Here is a 14109-nt window from a genome sequence, read left to right as displayed (position 1 = left end):
TTGAACTGGGCTCCTGCCTGCGCAGGAGCACGGTGCGTCTTATGTCTCCGGCGGGCGTGTCCGCACGTCTCGCTTATTCCCGTCCCGCCCGGATCGCCGCGCCTCCGGCAAAGGGCGTGATCGCGACCAGCAGCAGCGATGCCGCCCCCAGAAATTTGAGCGCCGCGCCGCTGCCGTCGCCTAATGTCCCCGCGCCGAAGATCAGCAGCGGCACCGCCAGCGGCAGCGCCAACAATCCCGCCAACGCCCCGCTCGATCGCAATCCCGCCGTCAGCGTCGCCACCAGCAGCCCCAGCGCCGCCAAAGCGGGCGTGCCGATCAGCAATCCCGCCTCCAGCAAGCCGATGGTCGCCCCGTCGAGCTTCAGCAGGGCGGCGGCGGGCAAGGTGGCGATCATGAGCGCAGGGCCGAAGCCCAGCCAATGCGCGATCAGCCGCGCCAGCACGACCATCTCTTCCCCGATCCCGCGCAGGGCGATCTGGTCGAGCACGCCTGCGTCCCGGTCCGGCGCCACCAGCCGGTCGACCGGCAAAAGGCTGGCGAGCAGCGCCGCGATCCACAGCATCCCCCCGCCGGTCCGCCGCAGCAGCGCCGCATCCGGCCCCACGGCAAAGGGATAGAGGCTGGCGACCAGCAGCAGGAAGGCGACGGGCAGCCACAGTCCGGCGGATTGCCAGGCCTGCCGCAAATCCCGGCTCGCCAGCGTCAGGAGGATGTTCACGCCTCCTCCTCCGCCGCCGCGACATAGTCCTGCATCGCAAGCACCACCGGCGTTGCCAGCGGCAGCGGCTGGTGCGACGCCGCCACCACGATGCCGCCGCGTTCCAGATGCGCCGCCACCGCTTCGCCCAGCAGTCCCAGCGCCGCGTCGTCCAGGCCATTGCCCGGTTCGTCCAGCAGCCAGATCGGCGCGCCGCCCGCCATCACTCGCGCTAGCGCCGCCCGCTTGCGCTGCCCGGTCGACAGCATGCGCACCGGCACCTGGCGAAGCGGCTCCAGCGCCATTGCCGCCAAAGCCGCGTCCACCGCGCCTGGCGCCGCCGCATCCAGCCGTGCCCAGAAACCGAGCGCCGCGCCGAGCGGCTGTTCCATGTCCAGCGCCAGCCGTTCGTCGGTCAGCGCGACCTGGCCATGGCGCTCCACCATCCCCGCCGACGCGCGCAGCAGCCCTGCGCAGATGCGCATCAGGCTGGACTTGCCGATGCCGTTCGGCCCCTTCAGCAGCGCGCTGCCGCCCGGCTCCATCGCCAGGTCGACGCCGCGGAACAGCAACCGCCCGCCGCGCGCGCAGGCGACGCCCGACAGGTGCAATCCCACCCGGCTCATAGGGTGACCATGTCCTCCAGCACATGCATGTCGAGGTCGGACAGGCCGAAATGATGGCCGATCTCATGCACCACCACATGGGTGATCAGCATGTCGAGCGGCACGCCGGTTTCCACCCATTCGTCCAGCAGCGGGCGGCGGAACAAATGCACGGTCGGCGGCAGGTCGCCGGTCTGCGCCGCTTCGCCCACCGGCCGACCGGAATAAAGGCCGGTAAGGCCGAAGGGGTCGTCGATCTCCATCTCCTTGAGGATGGCCGGATCGGCAAATTCCTCCACGAACAGCACGACGTTCGCAAGATGCGACCGGAACGGTTCGGGCAGGCGCGACAGCGCCTTCAGCGCCAAGCTTTCAATATCCTCGCGCGTCGGCGCAAATCGGGGTGGTTGACCGGCATCGTCCATAGGGAGGACATAAAGCATGTTCCGAATCGTCTGCAAACTCTCGACGCACCGGAAAATGGGTTAATGCCGCTGGAATGAGGGCGGAGACAAAGGCAGGAAAGACGATGATCGCGAAACTGGATGGAGAGGAACGGGCTTTGGCGCTCAAGGATTTGCCCGAATGGGCGGCCGTCCAGGAACCGGACGGCATCCGGCGCCTTTTCACCTTCAGGGACTTCACTGCCGCCTTCGGCTTCATGACGCAGGTGGCGCTGCTCGCGGAAAAGGCGGATCACCATCCCGAATGGTCGAACGTCTACAACCGGGTCGACATCACGCTGACCACCCATGACGCAGGCGGCCTGTCGCGCCGCGACATCGACCTTGCCGCCAAGATCGACGCGCTATTGTGACGCATTCCCCTCGATCCGCTCGTCATAGCCGCTGAGCGCGGAGATGACCGCCGGATCATGGGCATAAAGTTGCCGCAGCAGCGCCAGCCGGGTGTCGGTGCCCGTGCACAGCTCCGCGATATTCTCCTGCAAATAGGCGAGCCGCTCGGCATCATAGGCTTCCTCGCCGCGGAAATGGTCGCAACTGTCGCGGTCGACCATGTAGCGGGTCACCTCATCGGGGAAAGGCCGGGCGTCGGCCGCGCCGTCGGCGGGCGGCAGGTCCGGGACAGGGGCCGGCATGTCGACGGGAGAGGGCTTGATCGGCGCGGTCCGGACCGGGTCGGAGGATGCCGGACGCGGGGCTTTTGGTTCTTTCTCCCGCGCTGCCTGCATATCGGCAAGGGCGGGATCAATGTCGGGCAGAATCGCGGGTGCCGATGCCGTGGCCGCCGCTTCGCGGGGCGGCGGCGCATCCTGCGTCATGGACGAATCGGACAGGGTGGGCTGCCGAGTGGTGCCTTCCTCCGCGTTCGCCCGCTTGCCGGGCGCGGGGGCACAACCGGCCAGCAGCGCCAACAGCATCATCGGAAACAGCGTCTGGCCTGCCCTCACCCGATCTCCTCTCGCAAGCTGGCGATCAGATCAGCGACATGGTCCAGCCGCTCTTCTTCTTCATCGAGGATCGCCAGAAAAGCGGTTCGCCTATACTGATGCACCGCCTCCTGCGAAAGACGGCTTGCCGCGGGCAATGCCGAAATCACGATATCCAGAAGCCGCTCCACCCCATGGAGCCGCCCCCAGAGATAATCATTCTCGCGATAGGCGCGGCTGAAAAAGGCGCCGAAATTGTTGAATTCAATGCCTTTCAGCGTCGCTTCCGCCCCGCCGGGCCGGATCGCGCCGCAATCTTCCGGCGAAATCCGGTCGACCTTGACCGGATCATATTCGTCCATACCATGGCCTTGCAGCAGCGGCAGGGTGGCGATGTCGTAGAAAGGAAAGCCGAGATAGGCGAGCAGCATCGTCCGCCGCGCCGCCTTGGGCAGCGCCGCCAAAGCATCGGCCAGCATCATGTCGGCGGCTTCGTCGCGTTCGCGCAGGCCGCGCAACCGCGCCACCGCCTCCAGCGCGGCGCCGGGATCGCTGGGCACTTCCCGCGCCGCGGCCTTGATCTCGCCCCCGGTACCATTATTGTAGAAATCGATGCCCTCGCATTCGGTATAATGGGACAGGGCGGCGTAGATGGCGTCGTGCATCTTCTGGACGGCGGCATCGTCCGCCGCCGCCTCCACCTCCAGCGTATCGGCCAGTCGCCGCGCCAGGAAGCGCAGGCGGCGGATGCGGAAGGGCAGGTCGTGCTGGCGGAAGAAGCCGACCGGGGCGGAGGCTGGGCCGACATCCTCGGTCAATCGGTCCGCGCCGATCGCGCGCACATGGCTCCACAGCGCCTGGCGGTAGCTTTCGCGCATCAACGGGCTTTCCTCCCCGCTCAGGCGGAACAGCAGGTCGGCCAAATCCTCGACGATGCCGGAGAGCTTCAGATGTCCATAAGCGGGAAAGGCGAAACCGGCGGAATTGGCCGCCCGCTGCTGTGCCTTGCTGCGCCAGGCCGAAAGCCGGGCAGGCGTGGGCCGGTCGAGGAACAGCATGCCGCCGATGGTGTTCTCCACCTCCGCCTCGATCCCCGGCCGCAAGGCGTTCAATATGCGCACCATGCGCCGGATGCGGGCGCTGTGCCGGTCGATCGCCTCCAGATTGTCGCGGATCGGCTGTTCTCGGGGAATGTCGCTCAGCGCGCCGAAGATGGTGCGGAAGAAGCCGGGCAGCGGCGCCTCCTCGCCCGAAGGGGCCTCCTCCGCCTCGCCCTGCCGGTTGAGCTGGATCGACCGGTGGCCGGGCTTGGGATCGATATAGACGAATCGCCGGTCGACCTCCCGCCGGGAGGGCCGATTCTTGAGCGCGCCGATGGCCTGCGCGAAGGGGGCGTTGGCCAGCACCGATCCGTCGATCAGCACCGCATCCTCGGCGCGTCCCTGGGCGGCGTGGCGGGGCAGGGTCCGCGCCAGAAAGGCGTCCCGCGTCGGCCAGGCGCGATGACGGCGCTTCAGTACCCGGTCCAGCTCGCGCACGGTGAAGGGAGGGAAGGCGCCGGGGAAGCTGGCAGTGGCGCGGGCGGCGAAGACCAGCTCGGCCGGATCGGCAAGACTGCGCCCGCTTCGCCCGCGCGCGCGAAAGCCGATGGACAGGCGATGCTCCGTTTCCACCACCTGCGGCGGGCTGTTGAGGTTCAGGCTCTGCGGGTGCCCCTCGAAATCGGTGACGGTGACGAACAGGTCCAGCGGATGACCGGCGGGCAGCAGCGCCGGGCCGCGCCCGGTCGCCTCCATCGCGTCGAAGGCATCCAGAATCATGGCGGTGAACACTTCGCCGCCAAAGGGCGGCTCGAACCAGCGGGAGCGGATGAAGTGCGACAGCTTGTGCCGCACCTCCTCCCGCGTGTCGGGGGCGACGGTGCGCTCGACCGTATCGCCCGGATGCCGCGCCGCCATCCAGACGAGCGGCGTCGCCCAGAATTTGGTGAGCCGCCGCGCCGGGCGGGCGTCGGGGTCCAGCAGCTTTTCGACGTCGGCATTGTCCAGCCACATGTCGGTCAGCGGGTCGAGCGACTGGCCGGTCTCTATCGCCTGCGCCAGGAAGATGCCGTTGATGCCGCCCGCGCTGGCCCCGGCGATGATGTCCGGCATCACCCGCAATCTGACGCCGCAGGCCTTTTCCAGATCCCCCAGCAGCCTGCGATAGACCGCCTCGCTGCTGTTGCCCGACGGTACGCCGTCGTGAAAGGCCCGGCTGGCGCGGGCCAGATGCCAGATTTCCTTGGTGATGCCGTGCATGTAGACGGCCAGGCTGATCCCGCCATAGCAGACCAGTGCGAGCCTGAGTTCCCGCTCTTTCATGGGGTTGAGAGTCGCAGAGCAGGGGAGGCTTGTCGAGGGGGCGTTAACATCCTGTCATGCTGAACTTGTTTCAGCATCCATCGTGCCTCTTGGAACCGCCGCGCATGGGGCGAAATGGATGCTGAAACAAGTTTAGCATGACGAATGGGCGTGGGCCGGTTCTTTCGGCCTCACCTCAGCTTAAACTCTGCCCAGATCGGCAGATGATCCGACGCCTTCCGCGCCCCCGCGCTTTCATGCACGCCGCAATCGACCAGCTTCAACTGCCCGCAATGCATGATCCGGTCGAGCCGCGCCACCGGCCGTCGCGCATGGAAGGACCGGCCGCAGGGCGCGAAGCTGTAATGCCGCGCAAAATCCGCCAGGCATCCCCGTTCCGCGCTCCATTCGTTGAGGTCGCCCATCAGCACTGTCGGCATGGTGTCGCGCAGGCCCGCCGCGTGGATCACCGCCGACGCCTGCTTGCGCCGCCACAGCCCCGACAGGTCGAGATGCATGCCGAAGATGCGCATCGACGCCTTGCCCAGCGTCACTTCCGCCATGGTCGCGCCGCGCGGTTCCAGGCAGGGCAGGTGCAGAACGTCATGCGTTCCGATCTCCACATCCTTGCGCACCAATATCGCATTGCCGTGCCAGCCCATGGAATCGACATGCACGTTGAGCGGCACCGGCTTGTAGGGGCTGATGCTCTCCAGCAGCCAGGGGGGCAGCGCCGCCGACCGCCCGCCGAAGCGTCGGTCCGCTTCCTGCAGGGCGATGATGTCGGCGTCGAGTTCGTTCAGCACCTCGATCACCCGCTCGGGAACGCGGCGGCGGTCGGTGCCTATGGCCTTGCGGATATTGTAGCTCGCGACGCGAAAGGTCTTCATGGCGAAACAATGCGCCACTCCGCGCCCGGTTTCCATGGGAAGATGCAAAGAGCATTGTGTTCCACATATGTTCTGATATGCGTGCCTCATGGCCAAGGCAAAGCGAAAATTCGTCTGTCAGCAATGCGGCACGGTATCCAGCCGGTGGCAGGGGCAGTGCGACGACTGCGGCGAATGGAACAGCATCGTCGAGGAAGCGGCGGAGACGGTCTTTTCCGCCCGCCACGACCTTCATGCCGGCGGCCGCGCGCTGACGCTGGTGGGCCTGGACGACAAGGTCGAACTGCCGCCGCGCACCACCACCGGTATCGCGGAATTCGACCGCGCGCTGGGCGGCGGCATCGTGACCGGCTCCGCCACGCTGATCGGCGGCGATCCCGGCATCGGCAAGTCGACGCTGCTGCTTCAGGCCGCCGCTCGTATCGCCACGGCCGGCCACAGCGTCGCCTATATCAGCGGCGAGGAAGCGTCGGATCAGGTCCGCCTGCGCGCGCAGCGCCTGGGCCTGGGCAATGCGCCCGTGCAGCTCGCCAGCGCCACCTCCGTCCGCGACATATTGACGACGCTGGGGGAGGGCGCGCCGCCCGCGCTGCTCATTATCGATTCGATCCAGACGATGCACAGCGACCTGATCGAAGGCGCGCCCGGCACGGTCAGTCAGGTTCGCGCCTCTTCGCAGGAGTTGATCCGCTTCGCCAAGCAGCGCGGCACGGCGCTGATCCTGGTGGGCCATGTCACCAAGGACGGCAGCATCGCCGGTCCCCGCGTGCTGGAGCATATGGTCGACACGGTGCTGAGCTTCGAGGGCGAGCGGAGCCATCAATATCGCATCCTGCGCGCCATCAAGAACCGCTTCGGCGGCACGGACGAGATCGGCGTCTTCGCCATGGTGGCGGAGGGGCTGGAGGAAGTCGCCAATCCCTCCGCGCTCTTCCTCACCCATCGCGACGAGAATGTGACCGGGGCGACGGTCTTCCCCGCGCTGGAGGGCACGCGCCCGGTGCTGGTCGAGATTCAGGCGCTGGTCGTCCGCCTTTCCAGCGGCGCGACGCCACGCCGCGCCGTGGTCGGCTGGGACAGCGGGCGGCTTGCCATGGTGCTTGCCGTGCTGGAGGCGCGCTGCGGCCTCAGTTTTTCGACCTGCGAAGTCTATCTCAATGTCGCGGGCGGTTATCGCCTGTCGGACCCGGCCGCCGACCTGGCCGTCGCGGCGGCGCTCATGTCCGCCTTATCCGAGCGTCCGGTGCCCGCCGACGTCGTTCTGTTCGGTGAGATTGCGCTGTCGGGGGAATTGCGCCCCGTCGCGCATTCGCCGCTGCGATTGCGCGAAGCGGCCAAGCTGGGCTTCAATCGCGCCTTCGTCCCCGCCGCCGTGGCCGATGGGGTCAAGGGCATTTCGGTGAGCGGCTACCGCGCCCTCGCGCAACTTGTTGACCAGATGCTTGGTCGCGGATAGCCAGCACTGCGATGAACGCGATCGATATTCTCGTCCTCCTTCTGATCGGCGGCTGCGCGATCTTCGGCCTGATACGCGGTTTCGTGCAGGAAACGCTGTCGCTGATCGCATGGGTGCTGGGGATCTTCGCGATCCGGCTGTTCCATGCTTCGGCCACCGAATTGCTCGATGGTTTCGTCGGGACCACCAGCGGCGCGGCGGTGCTCGCCTTTGCTCTGGTCTTCGGCATCACCTTCGGCGCGGGCAAGCTGCTTGCCCATGCGATCGGCCGTCGCACGCGCCAGTCGGTCCTCGGTCCCGTCGACCGGGTGCTGGGCGCGGGCTTCGGCGCGGTCAAGGGGCTGATCGGCGCGACGCTGGTGTTTCTGGCGTTCAGCCTGGTCTACGACACTTTCTATGGCAGCGGTGCCCGTCGCCCGGACTGGCTGTCCGACGCGCGCACCTATCCGCTGCTCAACGCCAGCGGTCAGGCGATCAGCGAGTTCGTCGCGGAACGCCGGGCGCGCAAGCCTGTCGAGACGGAGTAAGGGCGGGGCTGGCTTGCCCTGATGCTGGCCGGGAAGCGGGTTACTCGGCCACCGATCTGGACTGCCTGTCCGATGAGGTAGCCTGAACAGGACAAATTTCAGGCTTGGGCAATGGGGGCGTCTGATCTTCCCCATCACCACCGCTTTCCAGCGGCTTCGGAGAGACTTCACGACAGACGCGGTCTTGCTCGTTGAAGCATGAGGGCGAAGCGAGGGATGACGCGATTGACAGCGCGTCGCATTCCCGCGAAAAGAACAAATCAGGAACAAATATATGGCCGAGTCGGTGAACAGCCTCGCTGCCTTGAGGCGGCATATCGCATCGCTGGAGGGCGTTCCAGCCGCGCAGTCCCATGCGCGGGTGGAAACCGGCCATGCGCCGCTCGACCATGCGCTGGATGGCGGTTTGGCGCGGGGCCGGGTGCATGAATTCTTCGCCGCGACGGAGGAAGCTGCGGCGGGAGCGGGGCTGGCACTGATTCTCGGGCGGCTGGCTGCAGGGGAAGCGCCCCTGCTCTGGCTGCGAACGCTGGCGGCGGGCCGAGCCGGAGGCATGCTCTACGGTCCCGGATTGGCGGCATTGGGCATTGATCCCGAACGGCTGGTGATCGGCCTGATGGCCGATGACGGCACGCTGCTGCGCGCCGCGGTGGATGCGTTGCGTTGTCCGGCCCTGGGCGCGCTGGTGGTGGAGCTGCGCGGCGCGGCGCCCTTGCTCGACCTGACGGCCAGCCGGCGCCTGGCGCTGGCGGCGGAGGCGTCGGGCGTGACGGCCTTCATGCTGCGGATAGGCGGCGATCCTGCGCCGAGCGCGGCGGACACGCGCTGGCGGGTGGCGGCGGCGCCTTCGCTGCCCGTGCCGGGAAACGGGCCGGGCATGAGCGCCTTCGACCTCAGCCTGTTGCGGCGGCGGGCGGGGCGGGATGGGCTCGCCTGGCGGCTGGTCTGGGACAATGGCCGGGGCATGTTCGAAGAGAGTGGAGATGGGCGCGATGAACGCCATGACCTTGGCCGGAGTGGCGGGGAACAGAATGGCAGGAGACGGGATGGCGGAGGACGCGACCGGCAAGCGCCGCTATCTGGCGCTGTGGTTTCCGTTTCTGCCGATCGACCGGCTGCGGATCGCGCGGCCTGATCTCTGGGCGGCGCAGGGCGAAGGTCCGGCGGTCGTCGTTGAGCAGGTGCGCGGCGCGATGCGGCTGGCGACGTTGGACGCCGATGCCGTGGCGCTGGGCCTGACGCCGGGCATGACGCTGGCCGACGCCCGCGCGCGGGAGCCCGATCTGCGCGTGTTCGATGCCGATCCCCATGGCGATCAGGACTGGTTGGAGCGGCTGTGCGATGGCTGCGCCCGCTATACGCCGGTCGCGGCGCTCGATTCGCCCTTCGGCCTGATGCTCGACATTACGGGCTGCGCGCATCTCTGGGGCGGGGAGGAGATGTTGGCGCGCGAGGCGGCCGAACGGCTGGAGCGCCATGGCATGCGGGTGCGCCATGCCCTTGCCGGGACGGCGGAGGGCGCGCACGCGCTGTGCCGCTTTCCCGTGGGCGCGGCGGCGGATGAGGAGGCGGCCCTGCGACGCCTGCCGGTCGAGGCATTGCGGCTGGAGGAGGAAAGCGGGGTGGCGTTGCGCCGGGCGGGGTTGCGGACCGTGGGCGATCTGGCGGCGCGTCCGGCGGCGGTCCTGGCCTCGCGCTTCGGCGCGGAAGCGGTGGACGCGCTGCATGCCTTGCTTGGGCTGGGGCGGCGGCCGCTCGCCCCCCGGCGGCCGCGTCCGGCGATCCGGATCGAACGGCGCTTTGCCGAACCGATGGGCAGCACCGCCTTTGCCCTGAAAATGCTGAAAGAAATGGCGGCCGAGGCGGGGGAGCGGCTGGGGGAGCGCGGCCAAGGCGGCCGGCGGTTCGAGGCGCTGTTCTTCCGCAGCGACGGCTTGGCCTTTCCGTTGCGGGTCGAGACCAGCCTGCCGGTGCGCGATGCGCCTGCGATCATGCGGCTGGTGCAGGAACGGATCGATGCGTTGTCCGATCCGCTCGATCCGGGCTTCGGCTTTGACATGCTGCGCCTTTCCGTGCCCCATGCCGAGCCGATGGCGCCGACGCAATTGGCGTTGGAAGGGGGCGAGGCGCGCAAGGAGGAAAGCGTTGCGGCGCTGGTCGACCGGCTGTCGATCCGGGCGGGACGGGCGCGCATCCAGCGGCTTCACCCGAGCGACAGCCATATTCCCGAACAGGCCCAGCTTGCTCTTCCCGCCGTGGAAAGCCGCGTCCCCATGAGCTGGCCGCACGGCCAGGAGCCGGGCGATCCGCCGATGCGCCCGCTGCATCTGTTCGATCCGCCCCAGCCGATCGATGTGGTGGCGGAGGTGCCCGACGGTCCGCCGCATCGTTTCCGCTGGCGGCGGGCTTTGCATGAAGTGACGCGTTACGAAGGCCCCGAACGCATTGCGCCCGAATGGTGGAAGGCCAAGGACGGCGCGCTGGAGGGGGAAAGCGTCGGGCTGACGCGCGACTATTACCGGGTCGAGGATGCGCGGGGGCGGCGCTACTGGATTTTTCGCCACGGGCTTTACGGGACCGAAGTGGTGCATCCGGGTTGGTATATCCATGGCCTGTTCGCATGAAACGGAACGGCGGACCCGATCCGGCCAGTGTCCCACCTTTTGCCGAACTGGTGGCCGCGACCAATTTCTCCTTCCTGCGCGGCGCGTCCCATGCGCAGGATATGGTGACGCGGGCCATCGCCCTGGACCTTGAGGGGCTGGGCATAGCCGACCGCAACACGGTTGCTGGGGTGGTCCGCGCTCATGTCGCGCGCAAGCGTTGGCCCGAACGGATGCGCGAGGCTCTGCTGGAGGCGCGCAAGGAAGCGGGCGCGCCGCTGCAACTCAGCGAGGAGGAGGAGTGCGCTTGCCGGACCGATTTGCGCCTGATCGTCGGTGCGCGGCTGGTCTTTGCCGACGGCACGCCGGACATCGTCGCCTATCCGGCGACGCGGCGGGGCTGGGGCGAACTCACCAAATTGCTGACCGTCGGCAATCTCCGGTCGGTCAAGGGCGACTGCATCCTGCATTATGAGGATCTGACCGCCTATCTTGACGATCTGCTGTTGATCGTGATGCCCTGTTCCACCGCCACCGAGCAGATCGCGCATCGCAACCCGGTGGACTATGATTATGATGACCGGCCGCCGAAGGAAGCGATCAGGCAGGGCCATCTCAGCCTTGTGCCGCCGCCGGCTCCCTCCGACCTGGAAGAGCTTCTGGCGCGATTGTCGCGCCTGGCGCCGGGTCGTGTCTGGCTCGCCGCCGCGCTGGGCCGGAATGGGCGGGATGCGCGGCGGCTGGCGCGGTTCAAGGCGCTTGCGGCGGCGGCGGGCGTGCCTTTGCTCGCGACCATGGATGCGCTTTACGCCAGTCCGGAGCAGCGCCCCTTGCAGGACGTGTTGAGCTGCATCCGCGAAGGCGCCGGCATCGCCAAGGCGGGACGTCTGCTGGAGGCGAATGCGGAAAGACATGTCCACAGCCCTGCCGAGATCGCCCGTCTGTTCCGAGATTGTCCGGAGGCGGTGGCGGAAAGCGGGCGTTTCTTGAGCCAGGTGCATTTCACGCTCGACCAGCTTGCCTATGAATATCCCCATGAACCCGTGCCGGAGGGCTGGACGGCGCAGCAATGGCTGGAGGAACTGACCTGGTCGGCCGCCCATGCCCGTTATGGGGCGCGCCTTCCCCTGAAGGTGCGCACGTTGCTGAAGGAAGAATTCGACCTGATCGCCAAGCGCAACTATGCCTATTATTTCCTGACCGTTCACGACATCGTGGCCTTTGCCCGGACGAAGGGAATACTCTGCCAGGGCCGGGGTTCGGCGGCGAACAGCATGGTCTGTTTCCTGCTCGGCGTGACCTCCGTCGATCCGCGTCGGCACGACCTGCTCTTTTCTCGCTTCGTGTCCGAGGAGCGCAACGAACCGCCCGACATCGACGTGGATTTCGAGCATGAGCGGCGTGAGGAGGTCATGCAATATATCTATGAGCGCTATGGCCGCCACCGCGCCGGGATCGCCGCGACCGTCATTCATTATCGCTCGCGCAGCGCCGTGCGCGAAGTGGCGAAGGTGCTGGGCCTCAGCGATGATGTGGCGACGCGTCTGTCCAGCACGGTTTGGGGCAGCTATTCCGGCGATATGGGCGATGCGCGGATCGTGGAGGCGGGCTTTGCGCTCGACAATCCGCAGATCGTGCAGTTGAAGGCCATTGTCGACCAGTTGCTGTCTCAGCCCTTTCCACGTCACCTGTCGCAGCATGTGGGCGGCTTCGTACTGACGCAGAACCGGCTCGACGAGACGGTGCCGCTGCATCACGCGGCGATGAAGGAACGCAGCTTCATCGAGTGGGACAAGGATGACATCGACGCCCTCGGCTTGATGAAGGTCGACGTGCTGGCGCTGGGGATGCTGAGCTGCATCCGCCGGGCGTTCGACCTGATGCGGGAACAGGGGCTGGGCGACCATCAACTGACGGTCGATATGGAGGCGGAGGACGAGGCCGTCTATGACATGCTGTGCAAGGGCGACAGCATCGGCGTGTTCCAAGTGGAAAGCCGGGCGCAGATCAACATGCTGCCAAGGCTGAAGCCGCGCAAGATTTACGACCTTACCGTCCAGGTCGCGATCGTCCGGCCGGGACCGATCGAAGGCAATATGGTGCACCCCTATTTGCGGCGGCGATGCGGGGAGGAGAAGGTCGAATATCCCCGGCCTTCGCCGCATCACGGACCTGCCGATGAATTGGTGAAATTGCTGGGCGAGACTTATGGCGTGCCGCTGTTCCAGGAGCAGGCGATGAAGCTTGCCATCACGGCGGCGGGTTTCAAGCCGGCGGAGGCCGATGCCCTGCGCCGCGCCATGGCGACATTCCGCAATGTCGGCACCATCCATCATTTCCGCGAGAAGATGATCAGGGGCATGGTCGAACGCGGCTATGAGGCGGAGTTCGCCCAGCGCTGCTTCAAGCAGATCGAGGGCTTCGGCAGCTATGGCTTTCCGGAGAGCCATGCGCTGTCCTTCGCGCGGCTGGTCTATGTGTCGGCCTGGATCAAATGCCACCAGCCCGCCGTGTTCGCCTGCGCGCTGCTGAATTCGCAGCCCATGGGTTTCTATGCCCCGGCGCAACTCGTGCGGGATGCGCGGGAGCATGGCGTCACCGTGCATGATGTCGATGTGAATATGAGCGGGTGGGACAATGCGCTGGAACCGCTGCTGCGATCGCGGGACGGCAAGCGGGGCGAGGGGCGCGGGCGGGCCTTGGCGCTGCGGCTGGGATTGCGGCAAATCGACGGTTTCCGCGAGGATTGGGCGATGCAACTGGTCGCGGCCCGGGCGGACGGGCTGTTCGCCAGCATGGAGGAACTGGCGCGGCGGGCGGGATTGCCGGCGCGGGCCTTGCGCCTGCTGGCGGATGCCGACGCCTGTCGGTCGCTGGGGCAGGATCGGCGCGCGGCTCTCTGGGAAGCGCGGCGGACGCCTTCGGACGAATTGCCCCTGTTCGCCGCCGCCAAGGCACGGGAACTGGGCGAGGAGCCGGATGCGATGCTGCCCGCCATGGCTTTGTCGGAGCATGTCGAGGCGGATTATCTGGTGACGCGGCTGTCGCTCAAGGGACATCCGATGCAGTTCCTGCGGCCGGTCTTCGCGGCGGAGGGGGTGTTGAGCTGCGCGCAGACATCGGCGGCGAAGAACGGGACGCTGGTGAAGACGGCCGGTGTGGTGCTGGTGCGGCAGCGGCCGGGCAAGGGCAATGCGGTCTTCATCACGATCGAGGATGAGACGGGCATCACCAACATCCTGCTCTGGGCGCGATTGTTCGAAATGCAGCGGCGGCCGGTCATGGCGTCGCGGCTGATGGTGGTCGAAGGGGAAGTGCAGCGCAGCAAGGAGGGCGTCGTCCACCTGATGGCCGCCCGGGTGCATGACCGGACAGCGGAATTGTCGCGGCTTTCCGAGGCAGGGGGGGTGGAGCCTTCCCGCATGCGTCATGCGCGGGCGTCAGGGCATCCGAGGAATGTGCGGATATTGCCGCAATCGCGGGATTTCCATTGAGGATGGAAATGGCCAGTGGCTGACATCAAATCCTCCCCATCGGTAGATGGGGAGGTGGCAGCGCGCAGCGCTGACGGAGGGGAAAATGCGCACTGTTCGCCC

General features: G+C 67.2%; 12 protein-coding genes. 6 read left to right on the top strand and 6 right to left on the bottom strand.

What is annotated here, in order from left to right; genetic code table 11:
• Positions 1-73: 73 nt before the first annotated feature.
• From HUK72_RS07680 to HUK72_RS07670, 3 genes are read right to left on the bottom strand one after another with little or no spacing between them, the layout of a single operon-like run.
• Positions 74-721, bottom strand: a complete 648-nt coding sequence (locus tag HUK72_RS07680; protein ID WP_066559326.1) for a heme exporter protein CcmB — start codon at positions 719-721, stop codon at positions 74-76.
• Positions 718-1326 carry a heme ABC exporter ATP-binding protein CcmA gene (ccmA, locus tag HUK72_RS07675; protein WP_176596258.1) on the bottom strand — a complete coding sequence of 203 codons (609 nt, stop codon included), beginning with the start codon at positions 1324-1326 and terminating at the stop codon, positions 718-720. The genes HUK72_RS07680 and ccmA overlap by 4 nt, the downstream gene beginning before the upstream one ends.
• Positions 1323-1730 carry a metallopeptidase family protein gene (locus tag HUK72_RS07670; protein ID WP_176597782.1) on the bottom strand — a complete coding sequence of 136 codons (408 nt, stop codon included), beginning with the start codon at positions 1728-1730 and terminating at the stop codon, positions 1323-1325. Before HUK72_RS07670 ends, ccmA begins: the two co-directional genes overlap by 4 nt.
• 104 nt (positions 1731-1834) lie before the next feature.
• Between HUK72_RS07670 and HUK72_RS07665 the strand changes: the two genes are divergently transcribed.
• Positions 1835-2122: a 4a-hydroxytetrahydrobiopterin dehydratase gene (locus HUK72_RS07665; protein WP_176596257.1), complete on the top strand. Its 288-nt coding sequence runs from the start codon at positions 1835-1837 to the stop codon at positions 2120-2122.
• Here the strand turns inward: HUK72_RS07665 and HUK72_RS07660 are convergent.
• The 3 genes from HUK72_RS07660 to HUK72_RS07650 form a co-directional block, all read right to left on the bottom strand.
• Complete coding sequence (locus HUK72_RS07660; protein WP_176596256.1) at positions 2114-2716, bottom strand: hypothetical protein; 603 nt, start codon at positions 2714-2716, stop codon at positions 2114-2116. The genes HUK72_RS07665 and HUK72_RS07660 overlap by 9 nt on opposite strands.
• Positions 2713-5058 carry a patatin-like protein gene (locus tag HUK72_RS07655; protein WP_176596255.1) on the bottom strand — a complete coding sequence of 782 codons (2346 nt, stop codon included), beginning with the start codon at positions 5056-5058 and terminating at the stop codon, positions 2713-2715. Before HUK72_RS07655 ends, HUK72_RS07660 begins: the two co-directional genes overlap by 4 nt.
• A 170-nt stretch (positions 5059-5228) precedes the next feature.
• The gene (locus tag HUK72_RS07650; protein WP_176596254.1) at positions 5229-5927 is read right to left on the bottom strand and encodes an endonuclease/exonuclease/phosphatase family protein; all 699 of its coding nucleotides are present in this window, start codon (positions 5925-5927) and stop codon (positions 5229-5231) included.
• 88 nt (positions 5928-6015) lie between these two features.
• Between HUK72_RS07650 and radA the strand changes: the two genes are divergently transcribed.
• The 5 genes from radA to HUK72_RS07625 all read left to right on the top strand — a co-directional run bounded on the left by radA (position 6016) and on the right by HUK72_RS07625 (position 14007).
• Positions 6016-7383 (top strand): DNA repair protein RadA, encoded by a 1368-nt coding sequence (gene radA / locus HUK72_RS07645; RefSeq protein ID WP_176596253.1) that lies wholly within the window; start codon positions 6016-6018, stop codon positions 7381-7383.
• An 11-nt stretch (positions 7384-7394) separates the two neighbouring features.
• Positions 7395-7910, top strand: a complete 516-nt coding sequence (locus HUK72_RS07640) for a CvpA family protein (protein WP_176596252.1) — start codon at positions 7395-7397, stop codon at positions 7908-7910.
• Positions 7911-8184: 274 nt separating this feature from the next.
• Positions 8185-9045 carry an ImuA family protein gene (locus HUK72_RS07635; RefSeq protein WP_176596251.1) on the top strand — a complete coding sequence of 287 codons (861 nt, stop codon included), beginning with the start codon at positions 8185-8187 and terminating at the stop codon, positions 9043-9045.
• Positions 8942-10534 carry a DNA polymerase Y family protein gene (locus HUK72_RS07630; protein ID WP_176596250.1) on the top strand — a complete coding sequence of 531 codons (1593 nt, stop codon included), beginning with the start codon at positions 8942-8944 and terminating at the stop codon, positions 10532-10534. Before HUK72_RS07635 ends, HUK72_RS07630 begins: the two co-directional genes overlap by 104 nt.
• On the top strand, positions 10531-14007 hold the full coding sequence (locus tag HUK72_RS07625; protein WP_176596249.1) for an error-prone DNA polymerase: 3477 nt from the start codon (positions 10531-10533) through the stop codon (positions 14005-14007). The genes HUK72_RS07630 and HUK72_RS07625 overlap by 4 nt, the downstream gene beginning before the upstream one ends.
• Positions 14008-14109 lie beyond the last annotated feature (102 nt).

Source organism: Sphingobium sp. 15-1, assembly GCF_013375535.1.
Lineage (GTDB): Bacteria > Pseudomonadota > Alphaproteobacteria > Sphingomonadales > Sphingomonadaceae > Sphingobium > Sphingobium aromaticivastans.
Note: the sequence above shows the minus strand (reverse complement) of the source record. Positions and strands in the feature narration are given on the sequence as shown.